This window comes from Streptococcus equinus, from assembly GCF_049393805.1.
Taxonomy (GTDB): domain Bacteria; phylum Bacillota; class Bacilli; order Lactobacillales; family Streptococcaceae; genus Streptococcus; species Streptococcus equinus.
On the sequence record NZ_CP185763.1, the window covers coordinates 1,750,588 to 1,776,999 of the forward strand.

Sequence of the window (26,412 nt, forward strand, 5' to 3'; positions counted from 1 at the left end):
AAGAGTTTTTTTGCAATAGCAAAAAGCTCTTCTTTATTTTTAGGAAGAAGTGATATGTATGGATAGTTATGAGCGACTAGTCGCTGATATTATGGCTGATGAGCAAAATGCAGCTTATACCGAGCAAGGAATTAGGCCACTTTTTACGGTTCCAAAAACTGCCAGAATCAATATCGTTGGTCAAGCACCAGGCATACGTGCTCAAGAATCAGGGCTGTATTGGAATGACCCGAGTGGTGATAATTTACGGAAATGGCTTGGCGTTGACCGTGAAATTTTCTATGAGTCCGGACTTTTTGCGGTGGTACCTATGGATTTCTATTTTCCTGGCAAGGGTAAGTCAGGTGACTTAGCTCCACGAAAAGGTTTTGCGGATAAATGGCATAAGCGTGCTCTTGATTTGGCACCAAATATTGAATTGCACATCTTGGTTGGGTCATATGCGCAGCGCTATTATCTCCAACAAAAATCATCTGCAAAGCTGACTGAAACTGTTAAGCATTACAAAGATTACTTGCCTGAATTTTTCCCATTGGTGCACCCATCTCCGCGAAATAATATATGGCAACGCAAAAATCCTTGGTTCGAACAAGAAGTCATTCCAGATTTGCAGAAACGTGTCAGAGAAATTCTTAAACAATAAAAAACTCGCCAGTGTTTGGCGAGTTTTTGTTGTTATTTTCCAAGACAGAATTGGGTGAAGAGTTGGTTGATGAGTTCGTCTGGCGCAGCATCACCAGTGATTTCACCAAGAATTTCCCAACAACGCGTCAAATCAATTTGAAGAAGGTCAACAGGCATTCCCATTTCAAGTCCTTCATTGACAGATTGTAAGCTTTGAACAGCTTTTTCAATCAATGAAATGTGACGAGCATTTGAAAGGTAAGTGGCATCTTTTTCAACGATTCCAGCATTGTCAAAGAAGAGTTGGTTGATACGTTCTTCAATCAAATCGATGTTTTCATTTTTAAGAACAGAAATGCGAATCACATCGTCTGGCAATTGATCAGCCTCGATTTTTTCTGGCAAATCTGTTTTGTTAAGTAAAATAATGCGGTTGCTATCTTTGCTGAGTTCAAGAAGTGCACGGTCTTGGTCAGTCAAAGGTTCAGAACTATTGAGTACAAGAAGTACTAAATCAGCTTCCTCAAGAGCTTTTTTAGATCGTTCAACACCGATTTTTTCAACCACGTCGTCTGTTTCACGAATACCAGCTGTATCGACTAGTTTCAAAGGAACACCCTTGATGTTGACGTATTCTTCGATAACGTCACGTGTTGTCCCTTCAATATCAGTAACGATGGCTTTGTCTTCGCGAAGCAAATTGTTCAAAAGACTTGATTTTCCAACGTTTGGACGACCAATGATAGCAGTAGAAAGCCCTTCACGAAGGATTTTACCACGACGTGCTGTGCGCAAAAGGTTTTCCAAAAGTGATTGGAATTCTTGTGTTTTTTCACGGATAAGCGCAGTTGTCATTTCTTCGACATCGTCATACTCTGGGTAATCAATGTTAACCTCAACTTGAGCAAGAGTGTTTAGAATTTCTTGGCGCGTGTCGTTGATGAGCTTTGATAGTGAACCATCAAGCTGTTTAACAGCGATGTTCATGGCTTTATCAGTTTTAGCACGGATAATATCCATGACAGCTTCAGCTTGAGTCAAGTCAACACGACCATTCAAGAAAGCACGTTTTGTAAATTCACCTGGCTCAGCAAGACGAGCACCATGTCGCAAGACAAGTTGCAAAATCTCGTTAGTGACAGCCACACCACCGTGTGTATTGATTTCGATGACATCTTCACGGGTAAATGTCTTTGGTGAGAGCATGACAGATACCATAACTTCATCAAGAATTTCATTGTTGTCAGGGTCAACAATATGACCATAGTTGATAGTGTGAGAGTCGACTTTGCTTAGGTCTTTACCGCGATAGACTTTTTTGGCAATAGCTAGCGCGTCAGTACCAGAGAGTCGGACAATTCCGATTGCCCCTTCACCAAGCGGTGTTGAAATCGCAGCAATCGTATCGAATTCTTTAGTAATCATTCGTATTCATTCCAATCTATTTCTTTAAGTATTATTTTCAAAAAATATCTTATTTAATTGTAACGCAAATAGAACATTCAAGCAATAGAAGAGGGTTGAAAGGCGCCTGAAACTCTATAAATTTTGAGTAATTCAATCTAGCTAAAACACCCCAAGTCATGGTATAATGGTTAGTTGGAAATAGGTATATTTGTTTTACATATAAATTTAGGTGAGGTTGTTATGGAAAAACTTAAAAAAATGGCTGGGGTGACTGCTGCCCAGTATGTTAAAGATGGCATGGTTGTTGGACTTGGAACTGGTTCAACTGCGTATTTCTTCGTTGAAGAAATCGGACGCCGTATGAAAGAAGAAGGACTTAAAGTTGTTGGTGTTACAACTTCAAGCCAAACAACTGCTCAAGCAGAAGGACTTGGTATTCCTTTGAAAGCCGTTGATGACATCGATGTTATTGATGTAACCGTTGATGGTGCTGACGAAGTTGATAAAAACTTCAACGGTATCAAAGGTGGTGGCGGAGCCCTTCTTATGGAAAAAATCGTTGCTACACCAAGTAAAGAATACATCTGGGTTGTTGACGAATCTAAGATGGTCGACAAACTTGGTGCCTTCAAATTGCCTGTAGAAGTCGTACAATATGGTGCTGACCGCATTTTCCGTGAATTTGAGAAAAAAGGTTACAAACCATCATACCGTATGGCAGATGGCGAACGCTTTGTGACTGATATGAAAAACTACATCATTGACCTTGACCTTGGCGTGATTGAAAATCCAGTTGAATTTGGTAAAGAATTGAAAGCTATGGTTGGTGTCGTTGAGCACGGTCTTTTCAATGGTATGGTTAACAAAGTCATCGTTGCTGGCAAAGACGGCGTTAAAATTTTAGAAGCTAAATAAGATAGTTTACAGGAGATGTTTTGACTGGTTCAGCCGATAGTCTCCTGTTTGCATGTTATCGTCATTATGATTTCTAATCGATTTGATTAGGAGGTTTTGGGTGCCAACCGTAACCACCCTAGAGTAGGAAAACTATGTCAACATTTAATCGTATTCATCTTGTCGTACTTGATTCTGTCGGAATCGGTGCTGCACCAGATGCTAACAACTTTGTCAACGCTGGTGTGCCAGACGGTGCATCAGATACACTTGGTCACATTTCAAAAACTGTAGGACTTAATGTTCCAAACATGGCTAAAGTTGGTCTTGGAAATATTCCTCGTGAAACTCCTCTAAAAACAGTTCCAGCTGAAGCTCAACCAACAGGTTATGCAACTAAACTTGAAGAAGTTTCTCTTGGTAAAGACACAATGACTGGTCACTGGGAAATCATGGGTCTTAACATTACAGAACCATTTGATACATTCCTTGGTGGATTCCCAGAAGAAATTTTAACTAAAATCGAAGAATTTTCAGGACGTAAAGTCATTCGTGAAGCTAACAAACCATACTCAGGTACAGCAGTTATCGATGATTTCGGTCCACGTCAAATGGAAACTGGCGAGTTAATCATCTACACATCAGCTGACCCAGTGCTTCAAATCGCTGCTCACGAAGATGTAATCCCAGTAGAAGAGCTTTACAAAATCTGTGAATACGCTCGTTCAATCACACTAGAACGTCCAGCTCTTCTTGGTCGTATCATTGCACGTCCATACGTTGGTGAACCTGGTAACTTCACACGTACAGCAAACCGTCGTGACTATGCCTTGTCACCATTTGGTCCAACAGTTTTGAATAAATTGGCTGACGCTGGTATTCCAACATACGGTGTTGGTAAAATCAATGATATCTTCAACGGTTCAGGTATCACAAACGACATGGGACACAACAAATCAAACATGCACGGTGTTGATACCCTTCTTAAAACAATGCAATTGCCTGAATTCACAAAAGGCTTGTCATTTACAAACTTAGTTGACTTTGATGCCATGTACGGTCACCGTCGTAACGCTCAAGGTTACCGTAATTGCCTTGAAGATTTCGACAAACGTATGCCTGAAATCTTGGAAAGCATGAAAGAAGATGACCTTCTTCTAATCACTGCTGACCACGGTAATGACCCAACTTACACTGGTACAGACCACACTCGTGAATACATTCCATTGTTGGCATACAGCCCAGCATTTAAAGGAAACGGTGTCTTGCCAGTTGGTCATTTTGCAGATATTTCAGCAACAATTGCTGAAAACTTTGGTGTTGAAAAAGCAATGATTGGTGAATCATTCTTAGATAAATTAGTATAAGAGGTAATTATGTCTACAATTATTGAAAAAATTGAAGAAGCACGTCAGTTTTTAGTGTCACAAGCGTGTGACGCTCCGGAATTTGGACTTATTCTTGGTTCAGGTCTTGGTGAATTGGCTGAAGAAATCGAAAACGCTGTTGTTATTCCTTACGAAAAAATCCCAAACTGGGGTAAATCAACAGTTGCTGGTCACGCTGGTCAATTGGTTTATGGTGACCTTGGTGGTCACAAAGTTCTTGCTCTTCAAGGACGTTTCCATTTTTACGAAGGAAATCCAATGGAATTGGTGACTTTCCCAGTGCGCGTGATGAAAGCTCTTGGTTGTAAAGGTCTTATCGTAACAAATGCTGCTGGTGGTATCGGCTTTGGTCCTGGTACATTGATGGCAATTTCTGACCACATCAACATGACTGGTCAAAATCCGTTGATTGGTGCTAACCTTGATGAGTTCGGACCTCGCTTCCCAGATATGTCAGATGCTTACACTGCTGAATACCGAGCAATCGCTCACAAAGTTGCTGAAAAAATCGGTATCAAACTTGACGAAGGTGTTTACCTTGGCGTGTCAGGTCCATGTTACGAAACTCCTGCTGAAATTCGTGCCTTCCAAACTCTTGGTGCGGATGCTGTAGGTATGTCAACTGTTCCAGAAGTTATCGTTGCAGCTCACTCAGGCTTGAAAGTTCTTGGAATCTCAGCTATTACAAACCACGCTGCAGGTTTCCAAAGTTCACTTAACCACGAAGAAGTTGTCGCAGTCACACAACAAATCAAAGAAGACTTCAAAACACTTGTCAAATCAGTTTTGGCAGAACTATAATTTAGGAAATTTACCTTAAAACGTATTTAAAAAGTATTTTTTAGATGCATTTACAAAATAATCGATTTAAACATTTTAGCTACTGTTTACGTTTTGGAGGAGTGCTGATTTTAACAGCTTTGATAGCTGGTTTAGGTGGCATCTTACTTCATGAATTTTTAGACTTAATTGAGTACCTAGTTTTTGGTCACGGCGAGGCATCGACCACTCAAGCAGTTTCGACTAAGCAGTTCATTTTGATTGTCCTTGCAGGGATTATCTCAGCAATTCTCTGGTATTTTTTACAGCAAAAAAATCGTCAGATTATTTCTGTCAAATCTCAGATGAAAGCTGAAAATCCAGCATCGAGAATGCCAAAACTTTGGATTCATTTGACCAATATTTTCTTGCAAGTGGCCTCTGTCGGTGCAGGCTCACCAATCGGAAAAGAAGGAGCGCCTCGCGAACTTGGTGCCTTGGGAGCTGGACGCGTATCTGACTACTTGAAACTAACCTTACAAGATAGAAAGCTCGCAATTGCCTGCGGAGCCTCAGCTGGTCTTGCAGCAGTTTATCAAGTACCAATTGCCAGTATCTTTTTCGCCTTTGAAACGCTTGGACTGGGAATTTCAGTTCTTAATCTGATTTCCGTCTCAGTAACGACGATTTTGGCAAGCCTCATAGCTGGAGTGGTCATCTCAGATGCGCCACTTTATGAGGCTGCTCAAGTAACGCTGGATGTAAAGAGTGCTCTTTTGGCGATTGTTCTTGCGGTTATCATCTCGCCAATAGCGCAGCTATTTCGCAGACTTACCCAAAAAGCACAAGCACAAAAAGCGACTGATTACACCATTTTATGGCGCTTACCACTGACTTTTCTACTATTAGCCAGTTTATCGCTTGTTTTGCCTGAGATTTTGGGAAATGGCGGAGCTATGGCGCAAGGTGTATTTGATGGTATGACCGTTCAGTATGCTGCTATGATTGTTGTCGTCAAGGCGTTTGTGGTCTTGCTGACGCTAAAAAACGGCGCATACGGTGGAACCTTGACTCCCTCATTTTCAATGGGAGCAGTTCTGGGATTTCTTGGTGCTGCGCTTTGTAGCCAAATCTTTCCAACTATTTCACTAGCCTCAGCTATGCTAATCGGCTCAAGTGTATTCTTAGCAATCACAATGAATGCACCGCTCACAGCGATTGGCTTAGTCGTCTCATTTACAGGTCAAAAACTTCAAGCTCTTCCAATCTTATTGATTGCAGTAGCGGTAGCTATTTTCATAAAACAACTTATTGAAAGGAATTCTTATGTCAATCCATATCGAAGCCAAACAAGGCGAAATCGCAGATAAAATCTTACTTCCAGGAGATCCACTCCGTGCAAAATTCATCGCAGAAAACTTCTTAGAAGATGCTGTATGCTTTAACAACGTTCGCGGAATGCTTGGTTTCACAGGAACTTACAAAGGTCACCGTGTCAGTGTTATGGGAACAGGTATGGGAATGCCTTCAATCTCAATCTACGCAACTGAACTTATCCAATCTTACGGCGTTAAAAAACTAATCCGTGTTGGTACTGCTGGTTCACTTAACAAAGACGTTCACGTGCGTGAACTTGTTCTTGCTCAAGCAGCAGCAACAACTTCAAGCATGATTAAAAACGAATGGCCACAATACGATTTCCCACAAATCGCTGACTTCACATTGCTTGATAAAGCTTACCATATTGCCCAAGATCTTGGTATGACAACTCACGTTGGTAGCGTTTTGTCAATCGATGCTTTCTACTCAGACTTTGCTGAAAACAACATCAAACTTGGTCAACTTGGTATTAAAGCTGTTGAAATGGAAGCAGCAGCGCTTTACTATCTTGCTGCAAAATACGGTGTACAAGCACTTGGTATCATGACAATTTCTGACAGCCTTGTTGCTGACGAAGACACAACAGCACAAGAACGTCAAACAACTTTCACAGACATGATGAAAGTCGGACTAGAAACACTTATTGCAGAATAATACAAAAAAGGAACTGAAATATTTCAGTTCCTTTTTTGCTAATCTATTAATCAAATTGTACTTCTTCAAGGAGATAGTCGATGAAACGTTCTCCCATTTTTGAAAGGTTTGCTTTTTCATGGCGAATATAGATGATATCAATCATATCTTCAACATCAAGTGGGATTGAAACAATACCGTCTCCATTTAGGTTGCTATTTAGGATACCTGTTGCGATTGTGTAACCATCAAGACCAATCAAAAGATTGAAAAGCGTTGCGCGGTCACTGACGACGATAGATTTTTTATGCGGAATTTGTGAAAAAATCTCTTCAGAGAAGTAAAAGGAGTTGTGAATCCCTTGGTCGTAGCTTAGATAAGGAAAGTCCTCCAAATCTTCCATAGTTACCATTTTCTTCTTGGCTAGTGGATTATTTTTGCTGACAAAGATGTGTGGACGAGTTTTGAAAAGACTTGTATAGGTCAAATGATTGTCGTCGAACATCTTAGTCAAGACATCTCGGTTATAGCTGTTTAAGAACAAAACGCCGATTTCAGAACGAAAATTTTTCACGTCATCAATGATTTCGTATGTTCGGGTTTCACGAAGGAAAAGCTCGTAACGTGTCATGTCAGTTCCTTTTAATAAAGACACGAAAGCATTCACCACGAAAGCATAGTGCTGCGCTGAGACACTAAAAAGTTCACGGTTGGTGTTTTTACTCTTGTAGCGCTCTTCAAGAAGGGCTGTTTGCTCCAAAATCTGGCGAGCATAAGATAGAAATTCTACGCCGTCTTTTGTTAGCGTGATGCCTTTTGGGTTACGGATAAAAATCTCGATTCCCATTTCTCGCTCCAAATCTCGAACGGCATTAGATAGACTAGGTTGTGTGATAAAAAGCTGCTTTGCAGCTTCGTTCATGCTCCCTGTTTCAACGATTTTAACGATATAATGTAACTGTTGTATTCTCATAGCCTTAGTTTAGCTCAAAAAAGGAAATCCCGCAAGTAGTGGCCTTGTTACTGATGTGAAAGCGATAAAAAAGTGAACATTGCTCATCTAGTATCATTAAAAAAACCTAATGAATTTAGTTACCTCACTTTAATACTTCAATACTTCAAAAAAATTCGTTTGGGAAATAATGTTAAAAATGTACAAAATATCGAAAAAAGTACAAACCTCGGAGTAAAAAAACGAACGATTTCGAAAATGAGACAATTTTACAGTTTTGTAACTGAAACGTAACTGTTATTTTAAAACGGCCAGTTCTAGCGGAATAAAACGTTATCAACGGTGTGTTTTATTAAAAGTAAACGAATTAATTTGTAAAGTTTCAGAAAAGTTTAGAATTGCATTACATTTTACAAAGTGATAAAATAAGAACGTTAACAAATTATTTAGGAAGCGGAGATTTATTAAAAAATGCCGACTCATTCACATCATCATGGTAGTGAAGCGCATCATCATCACCACCATCATCACAGTCATCATGGCGGACATCACAAGAGTTCACGGCGGCGGTCTCGGTTTGCAGGACTAACTTATGTAAACTATGCACTCTTGGTTCTGTATGCTTTGCTTGCTGGAATTACGATGTACACAATGTATGCGCATCAGATTTTGGCATTCAGACATCTGAACGTTGTGTATACGATTGTATTAGTAGCTGTTTTTGCAGTTTGCTTGGCATTGGCGCTTCGTAAGAAAAAGAAAGTTTTAACAACATCGCTTTTGGTCATTTTCTCTACCATTGCTGCGATATCTTTATTTGCTTTCAAATCTTTAGTCGATGTAGCGCACAACATGAACGAAACTGCCTCATATTCAGAAATTGAGATGAGTGTCGTTGTTCCAATAAACAGCAATGTAACAGACGTTACTGAGCTTTCAAGTGTTCAAGCGCCGACGGGAGCTGACGGTAGTAATATCGATACTCTTTTATCACACATTAAGTCTGATAAGGGCGTTGATTTAGCGACTGAAAAGGTAGCTTCTTACCAAGAAGCCTATGAAAACTTGATCAACGGTTCAAGTAAAGCTATGGTCTTTAATAGTGCTTATTCAAGTTTGCTTGAAATGTCTTATGATAACTATGAATCAAACTTTAAGACAATCTACTCTTATAAGATTAAGCAGAGCATCAAAGAAAACGGAAAAGCATCAAATAGCAATGTTTTCAATATCTATATCAGTGGTATTGATACTTATGGTTCGATTTCAACCGTATCGCGTTCAGATGTCAACCTGATTTTGACGGTCAATATGAACACACATAAGATTTTGATGACAGAGACACCTCGTGACTCTTACGTTAAGATTCCTGATGGCGGTGCTAGTCAGTATGATAAGTTGACCCACGCAGGTATTTATGGTGTTGAAACCTCAGAAAAGACACTTGAAAATCTTTATGGTATTAACATTGATTACTATGCACGACTTAACTTTGATTCATTTATGAAGTTAATCGATGCACTTGGAGGTGTAACAGTCTATAATGATCAGGCGTTTACAATCAATTTGGATACAGGGCGCACATACTCATTTGAAGTTGGAAATGTAAATATTACCTCTGGAGAGCAAGCTCTTGCTTTTGTTCGTGAGCGTTATGATCTTAAAGGTGGGGATTATGATCGTGGTAATAACCAGATGAAAGTCATTCAAGCTATTCTTAATAAATTGACTTCATTATCATCAGTCTCAAACTACTCATCAGTTATTTCTAATGTTCAAGATTCTATTCAGACAAATATGAAATTGGATACTATGATGAAGTTAGTCAATGCTCAATTGGACTCAGGTAAGAAGTTCACCATTACATCACAAGAAGTAACAGGTACAGGTTCTACTGGTGAGTTGACTTCGTATGCGATGCCATCATCAAGTCTTTATATGATTAAACTTGATGATGCTAGTGTGGCAAAAGCTTCTCAAACCATTAAAGATGTTATGGAAGGAAAGTAAGTTAGATGATTGATATTCACTCGCATATCGTTTTTGACGTGGATGATGGACCATCTACTATTGAAGAAAGTTTAGCACTTATTGGTGAAAGTTATCGCCAAGGAGTGCGAACGATTGTTTCAACATCACACAGAAGACGAGATTTATTTAAGACATCAGAAGAAAAAATCTACGAGAACTTTAAACAGGTCAAAGAAGCAGCAGAAGCAAAGTTTGACGACTTAACTATCCTGTATGGTGGAGAACTCTACTATAATAATAAGCTTCTTGATAAGTTAAAAAATCACAAGGTTCCTTGTATGAATGATACACAGTTTGCTTTGATTGAGTTTAGTATGGCAACACCATGGAAAGAAATTCATGACGGCTTATCACAAGTCATCATGCTTGGTGTGACTCCGATTATCGCTCACATCGAGCGTTACAATGCTCTTGAAAATCATGAAGAGCGTGTGTGTGAGTTGATTAACATGGGCTGTTACACACAGATTAATAGCGAACATGTCTTAAAACCTAGACTTTTCGGAGATAAGGTTCGAAGATTTAAAAAACGAGCTCATTATTTCTTAGAAAAGAATTTAGTTCATATTGTGTCGAGTGATATGCATAATCTAGATAAACGCCCACCGTATATGGATCAAGCGCGTGAGATTATTGAAGAGTTATATGGCAGTGGCCAAGCTTATAATCTCTTTGAAGGAAATGCTAAAACTTTATTAGAAAATAAATATTTATAGGAGAATGTATGAATACAAATGATAATGCAAGCATCGAAATTGACGTTTTGTACTTGTTGAGAAAGTTATGGAGTAAAAAATTCTTTATCGTCTTTGTCGGATTGCTTGTGGGAACAGTCGCTCTTTTAGGAAGTGTCTTCTTTATTAAGCCTAAGTACACATCTACTACACGTATTTATGTTGTTAGCAGATCTAGTGATACTACCCTTACTAACCAAGACCTTCAAGCAGGGTCATACTTGGTTAATGACTATAAAGAAGTCATTACATCAAGTGAAGTTTTAGCATCAGTTATTGATCAAGAAAAACTATCAATGTCAGCTGGTCAGCTTTCTGGTGAAATTTCAGTTAACATTCCAACCGATACTCGTGTGATTTCAATCTCAGTCACAGACACAGATGCTCAACGTGCTTGCGACATCGCAAACACAGTTCGTGAAGTGGCTGCTGAAAAGATTAAAGCCGTTACAAAAGTTGATGACGTTACAACACTTGAGTCTGCAACAAAAGCAAGTCACCCATCATCACCAAATGTTAAGAAAAATGCTGCGATTGGTGTCTTAGCAGGAGTATTTGTAGCTATCGTTGGTATTTTAGTTGCTGAAGTGCTTGATGACCGTGTTCGTCGTCCAGAAGATATCGAAGAAGTTCTTGGGATGACGCTTCTTGGTGTTGTACCAGACGCAGATAAATTATAAAGAGGAGAATTGTAATGCCAACATTAGAATTAGTAAAATCACAAGCTGACATGATTAAAAAACTGGAAGAATATTACAATTCTATCCGAACAAATATTCAATTCAGTGGTCGTAATCTAAAAGTTATCACAGTGACTTCAGCACAACCGAATGAAGGAAAATCAACAACAGTGACTAATCTTGCGATATCGCTAGCCCAAGCAGGTTTTCGAACACTTGTGATTGATGCTGACACGCGACATTCTGTTATGTCAGGGACATTTAGGGCAAAGGAATCTTATGATGGCTTGACTAGTTATTTATCAGGAAATGCTGAGTTGTCAGATGTTATCTGCAACACATCAATTGACAATCTTATGGTCATCCCATCTGGGAAGATTCCACCAAATCCAACATCTCTTATCCAAAATGATAATTATGAAAGAATGATTGAGACTGTACGTGATCTTTATGACTACGTCATTATTGATACACCACCACTTGGCCGTGTTGTTGATGCGGCGATTATTGCTCATAGTTCAGATGCAAGTCTTCTTGTCGTAAAACCAGGTATTGACAAACGTCGTACAATTACAAAACTAAAAAATCAATTGGAACAAAGTGGCTCAGTTTTCCTTGGTGTCATTTTAAATAAATTTGACTTCAAAGCAGATAAATACGGCTATGGATACGGCTATGGATACGGCTATGGATACGGCTATGGATACGGCTATGGATATGGCTATGGATATGGTAAAGATGAAAAATCATTAAAGGATAAAAAGGTAAAGTAGTTTTATGATTTGATGGAGATTATTAAGATGGGAAATTTGAGAGTTATTAGAAAAATTATTTTTTTAGGAATTAAAAGGTTATTTGACATTTGCGTTGGCATTGTAGGAACATGTATTTGTTTTCTCCCCGCTGCGCTTGTAATTTTTATTATTTACAAGATTAAGGGATATTCGGGAAGTATTTTCTTCAAACAAGAAAGGCTTGGCTTAAATGGTAAAAAGTTTAAGATTATTAAGTTTAGATCAATGGTAGAGAATGCTGAAGAAGTTTTGAAATCTAATAAAGAGCTCTATCAAAAATATATTAACAATGGTTATAAATTACTTCCTGGAGATGATCCTAGACTTACCTCAATTGGATCTTTTATTAGAAAAACATCAATTGATGAATTACCTCAATTTATTAATATTTTAAAGGGAGACATGAGTTTTATAGGTCCAAGACCGATTATTGAAGAAGAAATTCAGGAATATAACGATAAGGATAGGGAAAAATTCTTGTCTGTTAAGCCAGGAGCAACTGGTTATTGGCAGGTATCTGGAAGAAGTGATGTTTCTTATCCTGAACGATGCAACGTTGAATTGTATTACATTGATAACATGTCAGCAGTTTTGGATTTTAAAATCTTATTTATGTCCTTCGTAAAGGTTTTTATGAGATCTGGGGCTTGTTGATTTTGGCTATATTAGTTAACTTTGTTGTAAAATATTGTTAGTGTAGAATGTTTTGAGTATTAATTTGATTATCAAGATGGAAGATAACCCTCGAATCTTTTCATTTGGATATAAGTTTGTAATTGGTTCGTTGATGGATTATTGTTATTTATTAATGTTCTAGAAGAAGGAAGACAAGCTTTTTTAGTATGATATGTCTGAAAACGCATGATGACAGAATCGTTTTGAATTGTATCATGTCAAATTATTAGTTACAAGAACTAATATTACAAGGCTTTTGCAAATTAGTAGCATGACTTAATATGATATAGATACATAGTTAAGTTTAAAGATTTAGTGAAGAAGTTAAAATTCTCGCAAAATAGTTAGATTATTAAAAGAGGGGTGCAGTTCAATGAAATCTGCAACTCTTTTTTTAGAAAGGAGTTTTGATTGAAAAGAGAGACGCCAATTAAAATAGCTCATATTATTGGAAAATGGAATGGTGGTGGAGTTGAATCAGTTGTTATGAATTATTATCGCCATATTGATAGGACAAAATACAAGTTTGATTTTGTCTGTGATAGCGATTCAACAAGTATTCCGTATGATGAAATAAAAAAAATGGGTGGGAGAGTTATCCTCGTTCCTCCATATCAGAAAGTTTTTGAATATCATATAGGGTTAAAAAAAATATTGAAAGAGGGAGAATACCAAATAGTTCACTCTCATATAAATGCACTGTCTGTTTTTAGTTTGTATGCTGCTAAAAGAGCTGGAATACCGGTAAGAATAGCTCATTCTCATTCAACTAGTAACAAAAAAGAACCATTAAAGAATATTTTCAAATTTATTTTAAAACCATTTTCAAGGATGTTTGCTACCGATTACATGGCTTGTACAGAGCATGCAGGAAGATGGTTGTTTGGCGATAAAGAGTTTGATTCTGGAAATGTTTTTATTTTAAATAATGCCATTGATGTTGAAAAATTTAAATATAATGAAGAAATTAGAATTAAAAAACGAAGAGAGTTATGTATTGCTGAAGATACATTTGTTATTGGACATATAGGAAGGTTTGTTGAACAAAAAAATCATCGATTTTTAATTGATATTTTTTACAAATTTCATTGTGAATATCCAAATTCGATCTTACTTTTAATTGGTCAAGGACCGTTGATGAAAGAGATTAAAGAAAGAGTAATGTTATTAGGCTTACAGGAATCAGTCCATTTTTTGGGACAACGAGATAATATTTCAGATTTTTATCAAGTATTTGACTTATTTCTTTTTCCCTCATTGTATGAGGGACTTGGGATGGTAATGATTGAAGCACAATGTTCGGGACTTCCGTGTGTCGCTAGTACTGATGTTCCAGTTGATAGTAAAATTAATAATAATGTTTCATATCTTTCTCTGGATTCAAGGATTGAGGATTGGACTGAAGAAATTTCGCGAATGATTCAGAGTCAAAGAGAAATTAATTATCAATTGATGAATATTTCGGGTTATGATATACAAACCGAGGCTTTAAAATTGGAAGAAAAATATAAAAGTTTTTTATAATTTAATTAAGTATGGAGGAAAAACTACTCTATGAAGAAGTGTTTGATAGTCTGTTGGTATGGAGTATTTCCAGATTATTTTGATATTTGGAAAAAAAGTTGTGAAAGTAATCCTGATTATGATTTTTTGATTTTTACTGATCAAGAAGTGAATATAGATGCTGTAAATATTAAAGTTAAAAGAGTTTTGTTAAGTGAATTAAAGACTTTAATTGATAGTAAATTAAAATTAAGAGTTGCCTTGGAGAAGCCTTACAAATTATGTGATTTTAGGCCTGCTTATGGAGTAATTTTTGAAGATTATTTAGTTGATTATGATTATTGGGGCCACTGCGATATTGATCAGATTTTTGGAAAGATTTCATATTTCTTACCTGATAATACTATTAAGCAATATGAAAGAATTAATCATAATGGGCATTTTTCATTATATAAGAATAATGAAAAGATGAATAATCTATTTAGAATGGATGGTTCACCATTTAATTGGAAGGAAGTATTTGTTAATCCTGAAAATTATGCATTTGATGAATTTTCAGGAATTAATCTAATTTCAAAGAAAAATAATATTAAAGAGTTATATAATAATTATTATGCGGATATTGATAGACGCTTTCCGAGATATAGAATGGTTAATCACAAAAACTTCAAAAACCAGATTTTTATCTTAGAGAATTCGATGCTGACAAGATATGTATATGATAATGAAGTGATAAAAAAAGAAAACTTCTTCTATGTGCATTTTCAGAAGAAAAAACCAGTTATTGATGAAAAAATTAATTATTTAGATAAAATTGTAATTGGAAGTGGTGGAATTGGGAATTGTTCAAATATCTGTTTGAAAACGTTTAAAGATTATAATCCATATACTTCGAAAATCAAAGAGCTTATTCAAGGTGTTGATTACTATTTCTTAAAGGTGAAGGAGTATTTGAATTCTTCTAAAAAAGAAAAGATTATTAAGTTGAAACAAAAAGGGGTAGTGAAGTGACGGTTTTAGTTTATGGAATTAGTAATCAAAAGGGCGGAATATCTGAATTTATGATGGGATTAAGTGAAAGCTTAAGAACTAAGGATGTTGTATTTAATTATGTAATAAAGGGTTCAGATAGTGTATATGAGGATAAAATAAAATTTTTAGGAGGAAAAGTCTACTATTATAATTTTAAAAATAAATTTCAAAGAGTTTTTAATTTATATAAGATAATGAAGAGTGCTAGACATAGTAATGATTTTTTCTACTATAACACTAGTGGTACCTATTTTATTTTTCCAATTTTGTTTGCTTTTCTTTTTAAATACAAAATAATTTCTCATGCGCATAATAGTAGAGATTATAGCCTAAGTTTTCTGTATGTTATTTTGAATTTGATTAATCGTAGAATATTAAATAAAGTTTCAAAAGTAAAATTATCATGTTCTGATTTAGCAAAAGAATGGGTATTTGGAAAAACGTCAAACGTTATACAGATAAATAACGCAATTGATTCTAGAAAATTTTTTTATAATGAGAATTTAAGAATCAAGACAAGGTCAGAGCTCCAAATTTGTCAAGAAGATATTGTTATTATTCAAGTTGGAAGGATCGAATACCCTAAAAATCAAAAATTTGCAATTAATATTCTTGAAAAATTGAATACTTTAAACAAAAGTAATTTTGGATATAAGCTAATTTTTGTGGGGGATGGAAGTGATACTTCTTCATTAAAAGGGTACGTAAAAGATAAGGGGATTAATGACATATTATTTTTAGGTCAAAAAAATGATATCAACAAGTATTTAAATGCAGCCGATATCTTCATATTACCAAGCTTTTTTGAAGGCTTTCCTATTGTTGCAGTTGAGGCTCAGGCAACGGGACTTCATTGTATTTTATCAGATAAAATAACTAAGACGGCTAATATAACCGGATTAGTAAATTTTTCATCTTTGACAAATGAAGATGATTGGCTTGATAAAATTCAAAAAATTGATTTTAAAAATAGAGTGGATAATAATAATTTGCTCAAGGAAAAAGGGTTTGATAATAAAAAAAATGCTGAAATTATTTATAATTTAATAATTGATAACAGAGTAATTTAGTGGTTTATTAATTTTTAGGAAAGTGGCCAGAATTTTATGAATAGGAACTCAATAAAGAACTTAGTCAAATTAGATAGAAAATTATATTTAGGAAAGAAATTTTTGCTGTTCTTTTTGAATAGTCATCAAAATTATATTTATTACAAAGCAATAAAATATAATAGATGGTATAGGTATTATAAGCAAAAAAAAAATCAAGTAGTTGGTGGCTTATTATTTTGTTATTTTAACAGAAAAAAGAATATTTATTGTAATAAGTATGGAATTGAATTGAATGGTGCTTCTTTTGGAAAAAATCTAAGGTTGTATCATGGAAATATTGTTATAAACGAACAAGCACAAATAGGAAACTACTGTAAACTTCATGGAAGTAATTGTATCGGAAACAATGGGGATAGTAATTTATGTCCAACTATTGGTGACAATGTTGATATTGGATATGGAACAATTATAATTGGAAATGTTAAAATAGGTAATAATATTGTAATTGGAGCAAATTCACTGGTTAATAAAGATTTATTGGATGAAAATTTTATATATGCCGGAAGCCCAGCCAAGAAGATTAAAAGAATAGAAAAGTCTTTTTGATTTAACATGGGTTTAAAAAGAAAAAGGTAAAAAATGAAAAAAATATCTATAATCATTCCTGTTTATAATTCAGAGAAGTATATCGAAAGTTGTATTGAGAGTTTGATAAAACAAACTTATAAGGAAATTGAAATAATATTAGTTAACGATGGTTCAACAGATAATTCTCAAATAATTTGCGAAAAATATGTTCAACTAGATAAAAGAATTATTTTAATAAATCAACCAAATGGCGGGGTGAGTGAAGCAAGAAATGTTGGAATCCTTCATGCTAAGGGGGATTATATCATGTTTGTTGATAGCGATGATTATGTTGATAAAACAATTTGTGAAAAACTTATATCTGAAGAAGCAGATTTGGTATTTTGTAGGTACAATAATGCATTAAATAATAATCGACAGAGCATTCAGATACCTGAATTAAGAAAAATAAAGAAAATCTCAGATATAGACAGTGAATCATTTGAAATTTTATATAATAATTTGATTTTTAATCCTCCATTTTGTAAATTATACAAAAGAGAGCTGATAACTGAGTTATTTCGAAATGGTTTAAATTTAGGAGAGGATATTATTTTTAATTTTGATTATATAAAAAATTGTTCTTCACTTAGGTTTGTTGATGAGGCACTTTATTACTATCAAATTGAAAATGACAGTTCGCTATCTCGTAAATTTGATTTAAAAAGAATAGAAAAATTGTACAATGTTTATCAAATAACTAGTAAACAATGTGATGATATTTTTAAAGAGAATTTTGATATTGATTTATTAAAAACAAATTTTTTAAGAGAGTCTTGTATATCAATAAAAAAACTAATTGCACTAAGGGGTTATTTTAGCTTTTTAGAGAAAAGAGAGCTTATAAAAAGATATTGTAGTGAATATAATTTTTATGATTTTCAAACAAGACAGTGGGGGCGAGAAGATTTACCAATTAGATTTTTCTTTTTTTTATTAAAGAAAAATCAGATATCATTGTTAATTTTATTAACGAATATACTTGAAAAAATAAGAAGTTTACATTTCGATTTTTAAAATCTGCAATAATACTTATTAGATTTTTCAATGGTAGAATAAGGGGGAAAAAGAGTGGACATATGAGTAATATTGTACAAAAAAAGAATAAAGGACCATTGTCGTATACCTTATTATATTTAACAATTCTTGTTAATGTTTTAATTCCAAAATCAGGTATTAAATTAGGTAATATACCTATAACACTTGGAAATGTTTTTTTTGTATTGACTTTGATTTTTTGGTTTTTTGGAAAACTAGGTGGGAAAAAAATAGTTTTTGACAAAAAAATAGGGGGAGTTATATTTTTATCTATTATATATGCTTTATTAAAATATTTGATTATAGGTAGTTTTAAAGAGCATATTGGATACGTTATTCCTTTAGTTGCATATCCTCTTATTTATTTTATAATAGTTGATTTGATTGACAGTGAAGAAAAATTTTTAAAAATTTTCAACTTGGTTACTATATGTATTTTTTCAATCAGTTTATATGCCTTACTGCAGTTTGTTGTGGGAATTGATAAATGTACTATACCTGGTATAACAGTAAACTACAGTGACTATATTAAATATGGAAAATATTGGTTCATGACAAAGGCGAACGGATTGTCTGTATCAGATACTAAAATTGTTAGTACCTATCAAAATGGAAATTTATTTGGCGTTAATATGATTTTATTTTTTCCCTGGGTATACTATGGATTAAAAGTGAAGCATAAGACAAAATTACAATATATATCTTTAGTTTTGTTTTTGTCATCAGTATTTTTGTCATTGTCAAGGTCGTGTTGGTTGGGATTAATTATTTTTATTATTTTTTGTATACTTTTAGATGAAGATAGTAATAAAGCTGATTTCCTTAAGAAATTTTTTATAGTGCTTTTGACTATGGTTATTATTATGGTTATTTTTCAAGTAGCGCCTTCAGTTTTTAATAGATTTAGTGATACCAGTGCCTCAGATTGGGTAAATATGAGTGGGAGAAGTGATGGATTTATTAATACAATTACTAGCGTAGCTAATTCAGATAGCGTACTTGCTTGGTTTGTTGGACCAGAAGGAGTTATTGATTGGAATGGTTTGGCTTATGAAATGCTACCACTTGCGATTTTTGTACAGCTAGGTATTATTGGTGTTTGCATATTATATTATTGTTTTATAAAATCACTTTATTGTTGTCGGAATTATATAAAAAGTGATATGGTGAAGGGAATGTATTATGGCTTACTTATATGGTTAATTGTTGGTTTAATAGAAGCTGGCTACTGGCTTCCACCAGGTGCATTAAATGTTTTTATTATTATCGGTTTGATGTCTTCATATAGAAATATATTGCAAGGAGAGATTCAAAGAATTTAATGATTATTGTCTTTATTTACAAGTTAAATAAGTTATAGAAGTAGTAGGATTCATATGTTATATGAACTAAAAATAAAATTTTGACTTAAGTTGAAATTAGAAAAAATTTTTAGATGTTAGGAGAAAAAATGAAAAAATATGCGTTTTATCTTCCACAGTTTCACAGGATACCTGAAAATGATATGTGGTGGGGTGAGGGATTTACAGAATGGACAAATGTAAAAAAAGCTAATCCTTTATTTAGAAATCATAAACAACCTAAAGCACCATTAAATAATAATTACTATGTATTAGATAATCCAGAAGTTTTAAAATGGCAAGCTGATTTAGCTAATTCTTATGGAATAGATGGTATGATTTTTTATCACTATTATTTTTGTGGAAAAAAACTTTTGGAGCGACCTGCTGAAATTTTGTTAAAAAACAAAGATATTCCTATGAATTTTTTCTTTTGTTGGGCGAATCATAGTTGGTTTAGAAGCTGGGAAGGTTCTAAAGAACTATTACTTGAACAAAAGTATGGAAAAAGAGAAGATTGGGAGAAACATTTTTTGTATTTATTGCCTTTTTTTAAAGATAATAGGTATTTAAAAATAGATAATAAGCCTGTTTTTATGCTTTTTAAAACAGATTTCGAAGAAAAAGATGACTACATTGATTATTTAAATGAAAGATGTGTTGACTTTGGTTTTTCTGGAATTGAGATTATTGAGACAATTAATTCAATCGAAAAATTAAATAAGAATGATAATGATAACATAAAATTTATTCGTGAGCCGGATACCAGCGTAAATTTATTTAGAAAAGAGAAAATAATATTCCGATTTAAAAATAAAATTGGCAAAATCATGAGAAAATTATCGTATAATTATGTAGAAAAATATGATGGAAATAATATTTTTAGAGAAGCAATCAATTTTAATGGGAAAGAGAGAAATATTATAAGAGGATTATGTTTTGAATGGGATAATACACCTCGTCATGGACTTAGAGGTTATCTAATTACTCCCCCTAGTAAAGAAAACTTTATGGCTTATATGGATTCCATAAAAGATTCTGATTTTTTATTTATAAATGCTTGGAATGAGTGGTGTGAAGGAATGATTTTAGAACCAACCGAAGAAAACGGATATAAATATTTGGAATGGTTAAAAGAATGGAGTGAAAAAAATGAAAATAGGGTTGATGGGATTTGAATTTGAATCTGCTAATAAAGGATGTGAAGCTTTAGTTTATTCATTTTTATCCATTATTGAAGATAAGATTGAAAAAGATAGTATAATTTATAATTTTTCTGGTACAGAATTGGGACAAGTTCCAGAATATTTTTCAAATCTAAGTTTTGTAAATGTCTTACCAAAACTCAAAGATCCTCGATTTAACTACATTAAGCAACTAAAAAAATGTGATTTTATTTTTGATGTTACAATGGGAGATAGCTTTTCTGATATTTATTCAGAATCATACTATAATGGTTTAATTTTACATAAAAGAGTTTCGGAATTTCTCTGCAAAAAATACATTTTATTACCTCAAACTTACGGACCGTTTTATAGCAAGCAATCGGCAAGCAAGGCAAGAAAAGTTATTAATAGAGCTTATAGATTATACTGCCGCGATGAAATATCTCAGAAATTATTGAAGGAAAAGTTTAATATTGATAATTCGATACTAAGTTCTGATATGGCTTTTGTTTTGCCGTATAAAAAAGAATTGTATCAATTTTCTCCGAAAGATAAAATTGGGATTAATATTTCTGGACTACTATATAAAGGCGGATTCCATAGTAAGAATCAGTTTGGATTAACTTTGGATTATCCAAAATTAATTGATAAAATAATTGCAAGTTTGTCTAAAAAATATGAAGTACATTTAATACCTCATGTTATTGACCAGTCAAAAGATGCATATGACGATGATTATAAAATTTGTGATTCATTGAATAAAAAATACCCGAATACTATACTCGCTCCTGCTTTTGAAACACCAATTCAAGCAAAGAGTTACATTAGCAATATGAATATTTTTATTGGATCTCGGATGCATTCTACAATTGCTGCCTTTTCTTCAGGAGTTGTGACAATTCCAATATCTTATAGTAGAAAATTTGAAGGGCTTTTTGGAAGTTTAAACTATCCTTACGTTGTCAATGCTAAAGAAAGCAGTACTGAAACAGCATTTAAATTAGTCATGGACTATATTGATAAAAAGGGTGAACTAAAAGAAAAACAGTTCGAATCTTTGAGTATTATCGATGAAAAAAATAAAAAGTTTAAAGAAAGTATTCTAGAATTATTGAACGGAGGAAGACGATGAACTTGTCTAATAGTGATAACGTCTCAATTTTGGTAGAAGTCTTAAAAAATAATAACATAACTGATTTTGTTATAAGTCCTGGTGGAACAAATATTCCAGTTATTAGAGCTGTTCAAGATGATCCTTTTTTTAACTGTTATTCTGTTGTCGATGAACGAAGCGCTGCGTATGTTGCAATCGGTATTTATTTGCAAAAGAAGATGCCTGTTGCATTAGTTTGTACAAGTGCTCAAGCAACAAGAAATTATATTCCTGGATTAACTGAGGCTTTTTATAAGCGTGTTCCAATCTTAGCGATTACAATGGAAAAACATCCTAGGTTTAAATATCAAGAGTATATGCAAGCACCAGACCAGACCTCTTTACCTAAGGATAGTGTAAAAGAATCTTTTGAACTTCCATTTATTTCAGATATTAATGATTATTATCATAGTTCGAGACTTGTAAATGAAGCGGTACTTGAATTATCTAGAAATGGTTTGGGGCCAGTACAATTATGTGTTCCGTGGCTAGACTTTCCATTAGAAGATTTAAAACCAGCAATAAAAACTATAAGAAGTTTTAGAGCAAATTCAGTAAGTACTGAGAATTTATCGAATAAAAAAATCCTAGTTGTTATTGGAGAACACACTCCTTTTAGTAAAGAAGAAAAAAAAGCTATTGATTCATTTTGTGAGAAAACGAATAGTGTGGTATATATTAATCACTTATCGAATTTTAAAAATGAATATTCGGTTGAAGGAAATCTATTCCTTCTTACTTCAAATCTTTCTGACATTAAAGAAGTTTCACCAGATATTCTTATTTCAATTGGTGGACAGACTGGAGATTATCCGTTTTATTTAGCATTTTCAAGAAATAACTTAGAAGGAATTGAGCACTGGAGAATTTGTGATGATGGAAAAGTTGTTGATACTTACGATAAATTAACTAGAGTTTATCAAGGAAGTATTGTTGAATTTTTCAATTCAGTGAACTCAGAATGCTTGAATCATTCTTTCTTCGAATTGTGGGATAATAAAGTTTCAGAAATGAAAACTAACCTTGAAGTGCCATTCTCTCAAGTTTCTATAGCACAGTATCTCCACGATAAAATCCCTTCAAATTCAATTTTGCAGTTTTCAATTCTAAATAGTTTGAGAATTTGGAATATGTTTTCACTTGATCCATCAATTGAATGTTATTCAAATGTAGGTGCGTTTGGTATTGATGGTGGTATGTCTACGTTAATTGGTCAAAGTTTGGCATCTGATAAGTTATCATTTATGGTTATCGGTGATCTTGCATTTTTCTATGATATGAATTCTCTTAGCATCAGACAATTAAAAGAAAACGTCAGAATTTTATTAGTTAATAATAACGGTGGAATTGAATTCAAACTTCATGGAGAAAACAAAGAAGAAACTGATAGATTTATCGCTGCAGCTGATTATCATGGCTCAGCAAAAGGTTGGGCTGAGTCTTGTGGCTTTGATTATTATGCTATCCATAACATGGAAGAACTAAAAGAAGTTACACCTAATTTTGTTTCAAAATCAAAACGTCCAATAATTATAGAAGCGTTTGTTACGGATTCTGATGAAAGTGCATCGTATTCTAAAATTATTAACGAAAACACACCTAAGACTGCAAAAGATACTGTTAAACAAGTTATAAAAGGAGTACTGGGAGAAAAATCGTTACAAAAAATGAAGGCTGTATTTAGAGGTGAAAAATGATTACTTTTTTTGATAATACTAATTTAATTGGTGATTTTAATGGAAAGAAAGAATAAGTCTTTAGTAAAAAATATTGGATTATTCACTGTAGGAAGTTTTGGTTCAAAAATATTAACCTTTTTATTAGTTCCTCTCTACACCGCTGTATTATCGACATCGGAATACGGATCAGTTGATTTAGTTACTTCAACAGCTTCTTTATTAATGCCTATTTTTTTGTTAAGTATTTTTGATGCAACATTAAGGTTTGGTTTAGATCCGAGTTATGATAAAAAGGATGTTCTATCGACCTCTCTGAATATTGCTGTAAAGGGTTCGTTATTACTAATAATTATTTCAATATTTATTGCGTTGACTCATATAATAGATCTTCCAATAATATATTTAATTTTTTTATGTATATACTTTGTAGTTGGAGCATTCAATCAAATATTAAATCTTTATTTAAGAGCTAAAAACATGGCTGCTTTGATTGCTGTTAGTGGTATAATGTGTACTTTGATTACTTGTTTGAGTAATATAGTATTATTATTACTCTTTAGATGGGGAATAATAGGTTACATGATTAGCAATACTGCTGGTGTTTTGGTACAAAATATATATCAAATAATTAGGGGGAAAATTTACAAGGATGTTAGATTAAAAAATTATAATAATCTTTCAAATCCTATGCTTTCTTATAGTATTCCGTTAATTGCTAACTCAGTTTCCTTGTGGATTAATAATGCAAGTGATAGATATATTCTTTCATTTATGAGAGGAGTATCAGAAAATGGAATTTATTCTGTTTCATATAAAATACCAACGATTTTATTTATGTTTCAAAATATATATTTTAACGCTTGGTCAATTTCAGCTATAGCAGAGTTTGATGAAAATGATAGCGACGGTTTTATTGGGACAAACTATTCCATTTATAGTTTCTTATCTTTAGCAGTTTGTTCAGGTATTTTGATGATCAATATTCCACTATCTCATTTTTTATATAAAGGAAATTATTTTATTGCTTGGAAAAGTGTACCTTTTTTACTAATGGGAATGGTATTCAATGGAATTTCTCAATTTGAAGGATCATTGTATGGTGCTACTAAAAATACAAAACTAGTTGCTAAAACAACTGTTATAGGTGCACTAGTAAATACAATTTGCAATTTCATATTCATATATCTTTGGGGTCCTGTTGGTGCTGCTTTTGCAACATTGTTAGGCTATCTAACGATGTGGATTTTAAGAACAAAACATTTGCAATCATTCGTTATGATGAAGGTTAATTGGCCGATTCATTTTATCTCAATTTTTATTGTATTTATACAAACAATCATGGCTACTCTAGGTATTTCTCCCTTTATTCAGTTTTTAATGCCTGTAATTCTTCTTTTTATAAATCGTAATCATATTATGCCACTGGTAGAAAAAATTTTACCGAAATAATCTATTTTTGAATGCAGTAGATGGCAAGTTTCTAGTGAGAACAAATGGCTCTTTGTCAACTGTAGTGGGAGACAAAGTTAAGCTCTAGCGAGAACAATTGTTGTTCTCGCTTTTTTTGATGTTTAAAGCGAGGGAAATGCGTTTTTTAAAGTTGTCAAAGTTCCTATAACCAAAAGCATTACGTTTAATATCTTTGATGAGTTTATTAGTTGCTTCAAGTTTAGCGTTAGAATAGGGAAGTTCAATGGCATTGGTAATGTATTTCTTATACCGAATGTAAGTTGTTAGTGTTGTTTTAAATGAGTGATTGAGTTGAGGTAAAACTTCTTGAATTAATCCAAAAAATTGTTTGGTATGCTGTTCTTGTAAGTGAAAAAGAAGTAATTGATAAAGGATGTAGTATTTTTCAAGTTGGGGAACGTGTTTAAAAATCTTGTCTAAACACTCTTTAGGTGTTAACCTTCCCCTGGAAGTCCTCGAATAAAAGGCATTAGGCGATAGTTTTCGACTATCCTTTTGAATGAGTTTCCAATAAGATTTTAGGACACGGTATTCAAGAGACTTCTTCTCAAATTGTTTCATTATTTGAATATGTGTCTGTTTTAGCGCTCTGTTCATATGTTGGACAATGTGAAAACGGTCAAGAACAATTTTAGCATTTGGGAGTGAAACAATCTGGGAATAGACTGTTTCAGCCTGAGCCTAGAAACTGGAGAGCGAAGCAACATGATTAAAGGAATGTAATTACCAGACATATCCATAGTAATGATTTTTACCTTTTCCCAAGCTTCTTTTGAGTATTTGAAAGAGTAATTGCGAATGGTTGTTTGTCGTCTGTTGTCAAGGATAGTGATGATTTTCCTCGTGTTATAGTCTTGAGTAATAAAAGCTAGTTTTCTTTTTGATAGGAGAATTCATCCCAAGACAGTACTTCAGGTAAGGTTGAATAGTTGCCCTTGAATTGAAATTGTTTAAGCTTACGATACACAGTTGAGGTCGAGGTGGCAAGTTTTTCAGCGATGTGTGTCAAAGCTTCTCGATTAAGTAAGAGTTGGGCTGTTTTCTGTTTCACTAATTCAGAGATCTAACAGTTTTTCTGAACAAGAGATGTTTCAGAAACAGTCACTTTACGACAGTCTTTGCATTGAAATCTTCTCTTTTTCAAACGAATAAGACTGGGAAGTCCACCAATCTCAATGAAGGGAAGTTTAGAAGGCTTTTGAAAGTCATATTTGATTTGTTTTCCATGGCAATGAGAGCACTTAGGGGTGTATAATCAAGCGTAGCAGCTATTTCAATATGAGTTTCATGTTGAAAAACTTTAGTTAAAGTTATATTTCTGTCTTTAATTCCGATTAATTCTGTAGTATTATAGAGTTGTCTCATATGATTTTTTCTAAAGTTTATAGTTTGGTCTCTTTA

Annotated in this window: 23 protein-coding genes and 1 pseudogene; 21 read left to right on the forward strand and 3 right to left on the reverse strand. The window is 33.7% G+C overall.

Going from position 1 to position 26,412, the window contains the following annotated elements; translation table 11 throughout:
• Positions 1–58 precede the first annotated feature (58 nt).
• Entirely contained in the window at positions 59–643 is a 585-nt protein-coding gene (locus ACN0NP_RS08695; RefSeq protein WP_423217180.1) for a uracil-DNA glycosylase family protein, read from the forward strand.
• Between the two features lie 32 nt (positions 644–675).
• Here the strand turns inward: ACN0NP_RS08695 and mnmE are convergent, their stop codons facing one another.
• On the reverse strand, positions 676–2,049 hold the full coding sequence (gene mnmE / locus ACN0NP_RS08700) for a tRNA uridine-5-carboxymethylaminomethyl(34) synthesis GTPase MnmE (RefSeq protein ID WP_423217181.1): 1,374 nt from the start codon (positions 2,047–2,049) through the stop codon (positions 676–678).
• A 222-nt stretch (positions 2,050–2,271) separates the two neighbouring features.
• On the opposite strand from mnmE, the gene rpiA reads away from it, so the two are divergent.
• The 5 genes from rpiA (at position 2,272) to deoD (ending at position 7,106) form a co-directional block, all read left to right on the forward strand.
• A complete protein-coding gene (rpiA, locus tag ACN0NP_RS08705) occupies positions 2,272–2,946 on the forward strand; it encodes a ribose-5-phosphate isomerase RpiA (RefSeq protein WP_004231316.1) in 675 nt (224 codons plus the stop codon).
• Between the two features lie 134 nt (positions 2,947–3,080).
• Positions 3,081–4,292 (forward strand): phosphopentomutase, encoded by a 1,212-nt coding sequence (locus ACN0NP_RS08710; protein WP_423217182.1) that lies wholly within the window; start codon positions 3,081–3,083, stop codon positions 4,290–4,292.
• Between the two features lie 9 nt (positions 4,293–4,301).
• Complete coding sequence (locus tag ACN0NP_RS08715) at positions 4,302–5,114, forward strand: purine-nucleoside phosphorylase (protein ID WP_074630061.1); 813 nt, start codon at positions 4,302–4,304, stop codon at positions 5,112–5,114.
• A 101-nt stretch (positions 5,115–5,215) separates the two neighbouring features.
• Positions 5,216–6,442 carry a chloride channel protein gene (locus ACN0NP_RS08720; RefSeq protein WP_423217183.1) on the forward strand — a complete coding sequence of 409 codons (1,227 nt, stop codon included), beginning with the start codon at positions 5,216–5,218 and terminating at the stop codon, positions 6,440–6,442.
• Positions 6,399–7,106 carry a purine-nucleoside phosphorylase gene (deoD, locus tag ACN0NP_RS08725; protein ID WP_074451129.1) on the forward strand — a complete coding sequence of 236 codons (708 nt, stop codon included), beginning with the start codon at positions 6,399–6,401 and terminating at the stop codon, positions 7,104–7,106. The genes ACN0NP_RS08720 and deoD overlap by 44 nt, the downstream gene beginning before the upstream one ends.
• Before the next feature lie 46 nt (positions 7,107–7,152).
• Here the strand turns inward: deoD and ACN0NP_RS08730 are convergent, their stop codons facing one another.
• The gene (locus ACN0NP_RS08730) at positions 7,153–8,058 is read right to left on the reverse strand and encodes a LysR family transcriptional regulator (RefSeq protein ID WP_021142131.1); all 906 of its coding nucleotides are present in this window, start codon (positions 8,056–8,058) and stop codon (positions 7,153–7,155) included.
• 621 nt (positions 8,059–8,679) lie between these two features.
• Here ACN0NP_RS08730 and ACN0NP_RS08735 point away from each other — a divergent pair.
• The 15 genes from ACN0NP_RS08735 (at position 8,680) to ACN0NP_RS08805 (ending at position 24,990) form a co-directional block, all read left to right on the forward strand.
• Positions 8,680–10,047, forward strand: coding sequence for an LCP family protein (locus ACN0NP_RS08735; RefSeq protein ID WP_423217184.1), 1,368 nt, complete (start codon positions 8,680–8,682; stop codon positions 10,045–10,047).
• 5 nt (positions 10,048–10,052) lie between these two features.
• Positions 10,053–10,784 carry a capsular polysaccharide biosynthesis protein Cps4B gene (gene cps4B / locus ACN0NP_RS08740; RefSeq protein WP_423217185.1) on the forward strand — a complete coding sequence of 244 codons (732 nt, stop codon included), beginning with the start codon at positions 10,053–10,055 and terminating at the stop codon, positions 10,782–10,784.
• A gap of 8 nt (positions 10,785–10,792) precedes the next feature.
• On the forward strand, positions 10,793–11,482 hold the full coding sequence (locus ACN0NP_RS08745) for a Wzz/FepE/Etk N-terminal domain-containing protein (protein ID WP_423217186.1): 690 nt from the start codon (positions 10,793–10,795) through the stop codon (positions 11,480–11,482).
• Between the two features lie 14 nt (positions 11,483–11,496).
• Positions 11,497–12,255, forward strand: coding sequence for a polysaccharide biosynthesis tyrosine autokinase (locus ACN0NP_RS08750; protein ID WP_423217187.1), 759 nt, complete (start codon positions 11,497–11,499; stop codon positions 12,253–12,255).
• 27 nt (positions 12,256–12,282) lie between these two features.
• Positions 12,283–12,930, forward strand: a complete 648-nt coding sequence (locus ACN0NP_RS08755) for a sugar transferase (RefSeq protein WP_423217188.1) — start codon at positions 12,283–12,285, stop codon at positions 12,928–12,930.
• A gap of 432 nt (positions 12,931–13,362) precedes the next feature.
• A complete protein-coding gene (locus tag ACN0NP_RS08760; RefSeq protein ID WP_423217189.1) occupies positions 13,363–14,475 on the forward strand; it encodes a glycosyltransferase family 1 protein in 1,113 nt (370 codons plus the stop codon).
• A gap of 30 nt (positions 14,476–14,505) precedes the next feature.
• Positions 14,506–15,465, forward strand: coding sequence for a DUF6625 family protein (locus ACN0NP_RS08765; protein ID WP_423217190.1), 960 nt, complete (start codon positions 14,506–14,508; stop codon positions 15,463–15,465).
• Positions 15,462–16,556: a glycosyltransferase gene (locus ACN0NP_RS08770; RefSeq protein WP_423217191.1), complete on the forward strand. Its 1,095-nt coding sequence runs from the start codon at positions 15,462–15,464 to the stop codon at positions 16,554–16,556. Before ACN0NP_RS08765 ends, ACN0NP_RS08770 begins: the two co-directional genes overlap by 4 nt.
• 114 nt (positions 16,557–16,670) lie before the next feature.
• Positions 16,671–17,144, forward strand: a complete 474-nt coding sequence (locus ACN0NP_RS08775; RefSeq protein WP_423217192.1) for a serine O-acetyltransferase — start codon at positions 16,671–16,673, stop codon at positions 17,142–17,144.
• Positions 17,145–17,177: 33 nt separating this feature from the next.
• Positions 17,178–18,182 (forward strand): glycosyltransferase family 2 protein, encoded by a 1,005-nt coding sequence (locus tag ACN0NP_RS08780; protein WP_423217193.1) that lies wholly within the window; start codon positions 17,178–17,180, stop codon positions 18,180–18,182.
• Positions 18,183–18,244: 62 nt separating this feature from the next.
• Entirely contained in the window at positions 18,245–19,525 is a 1,281-nt protein-coding gene (locus ACN0NP_RS08785) for a hypothetical protein (RefSeq protein WP_423217194.1), read from the forward strand.
• 128 nt (positions 19,526–19,653) lie between these two features.
• A complete protein-coding gene (locus ACN0NP_RS08790; RefSeq protein ID WP_423217195.1) occupies positions 19,654–20,721 on the forward strand; it encodes a glycoside hydrolase family 99-like domain-containing protein in 1,068 nt (355 codons plus the stop codon).
• Positions 20,696–21,841: a polysaccharide pyruvyl transferase family protein gene (locus ACN0NP_RS08795; RefSeq protein ID WP_423217681.1), complete on the forward strand. Its 1,146-nt coding sequence runs from the start codon at positions 20,696–20,698 to the stop codon at positions 21,839–21,841. Before ACN0NP_RS08790 ends, ACN0NP_RS08795 begins: the two co-directional genes overlap by 26 nt.
• Positions 21,842–21,843: 2 nt before the next feature.
• Complete coding sequence (locus ACN0NP_RS08800; protein WP_423217196.1) at positions 21,844–23,559, forward strand: thiamine pyrophosphate-binding protein; 1,716 nt, start codon at positions 21,844–21,846, stop codon at positions 23,557–23,559.
• A gap of 39 nt (positions 23,560–23,598) precedes the next feature.
• Entirely contained in the window at positions 23,599–24,990 is a 1,392-nt protein-coding gene (locus ACN0NP_RS08805; RefSeq protein ID WP_423217197.1) for an oligosaccharide flippase family protein, read from the forward strand.
• Positions 24,991–25,067: 77 nt separating this feature from the next.
• Here ACN0NP_RS08805 and ACN0NP_RS08810 read toward each other — a convergent pair.
• Positions 25,068–26,376: pseudogene (locus ACN0NP_RS08810) on the reverse strand (transposase).
• Positions 26,377–26,412 lie beyond the last annotated feature (36 nt).

What these genes read in the sequence shown, in the direction of transcription:
- ACN0NP_RS08695 (WP_423217180.1), top strand. Translation starts at nt 59, where the DNA reads ATGGATAGTTATGAGCGACTAGTCGCTGATATTATGGCTGATGAGCAA.
- ACN0NP_RS08745 (WP_423217186.1), top strand. Translation starts at nt 10,793, where the DNA reads ATGAATACAAATGATAATGCAAGCATCGAAATTGACGTTTTGTACTTG.
- ACN0NP_RS08710 (WP_423217182.1), top strand. Translation starts at nt 3,081, where the DNA reads ATGTCAACATTTAATCGTATTCATCTTGTCGTACTTGATTCTGTCGGA.
- ACN0NP_RS08755 (WP_423217188.1), top strand. Translation starts at nt 12,283, where the DNA reads ATGGGAAATTTGAGAGTTATTAGAAAAATTATTTTTTTAGGAATTAAA.
- rpiA (WP_004231316.1), top strand. Translation starts at nt 2,272, where the DNA reads ATGGAAAAACTTAAAAAAATGGCTGGGGTGACTGCTGCCCAGTATGTT.
- ACN0NP_RS08750 (WP_423217187.1), top strand. Translation starts at nt 11,497, where the DNA reads ATGCCAACATTAGAATTAGTAAAATCACAAGCTGACATGATTAAAAAA.
- ACN0NP_RS08795 (WP_423217681.1), top strand. Translation starts at nt 20,696, where the DNA reads ATGAAAATAGGGTTGATGGGATTTGAATTTGAATCTGCTAATAAAGGA.
- deoD (WP_074451129.1), top strand. Translation starts at nt 6,399, where the DNA reads ATGTCAATCCATATCGAAGCCAAACAAGGCGAAATCGCAGATAAAATC.
- cps4B (WP_423217185.1), top strand. Translation starts at nt 10,053, where the DNA reads ATGATTGATATTCACTCGCATATCGTTTTTGACGTGGATGATGGACCA.
- ACN0NP_RS08805 (WP_423217197.1), top strand. Translation starts at nt 23,599, where the DNA reads ATGGAAAGAAAGAATAAGTCTTTAGTAAAAAATATTGGATTATTCACT.
- ACN0NP_RS08730 (WP_021142131.1), bottom strand. Translation starts at nt 8,058, where the DNA reads ATGAGAATACAACAGTTACATTATATCGTTAAAATCGTTGAAACAGGG.
- mnmE (WP_423217181.1), bottom strand. Translation starts at nt 2,049, where the DNA reads ATGATTACTAAAGAATTCGATACGATTGCTGCGATTTCAACACCGCTT.
- ACN0NP_RS08715 (WP_074630061.1), top strand. Translation starts at nt 4,302, where the DNA reads ATGTCTACAATTATTGAAAAAATTGAAGAAGCACGTCAGTTTTTAGTG.
- ACN0NP_RS08765 (WP_423217190.1), top strand. Translation starts at nt 14,506, where the DNA reads ATGAAGAAGTGTTTGATAGTCTGTTGGTATGGAGTATTTCCAGATTAT.
- ACN0NP_RS08790 (WP_423217195.1), top strand. Translation starts at nt 19,654, where the DNA reads ATGAAAAAATATGCGTTTTATCTTCCACAGTTTCACAGGATACCTGAA.
- ACN0NP_RS08780 (WP_423217193.1), top strand. Translation starts at nt 17,178, where the DNA reads ATGAAAAAAATATCTATAATCATTCCTGTTTATAATTCAGAGAAGTAT.
- ACN0NP_RS08735 (WP_423217184.1), top strand. Translation starts at nt 8,680, where the DNA reads ATGTACACAATGTATGCGCATCAGATTTTGGCATTCAGACATCTGAAC.
- ACN0NP_RS08785 (WP_423217194.1), top strand. Translation starts at nt 18,245, where the DNA reads ATGAGTAATATTGTACAAAAAAAGAATAAAGGACCATTGTCGTATACC.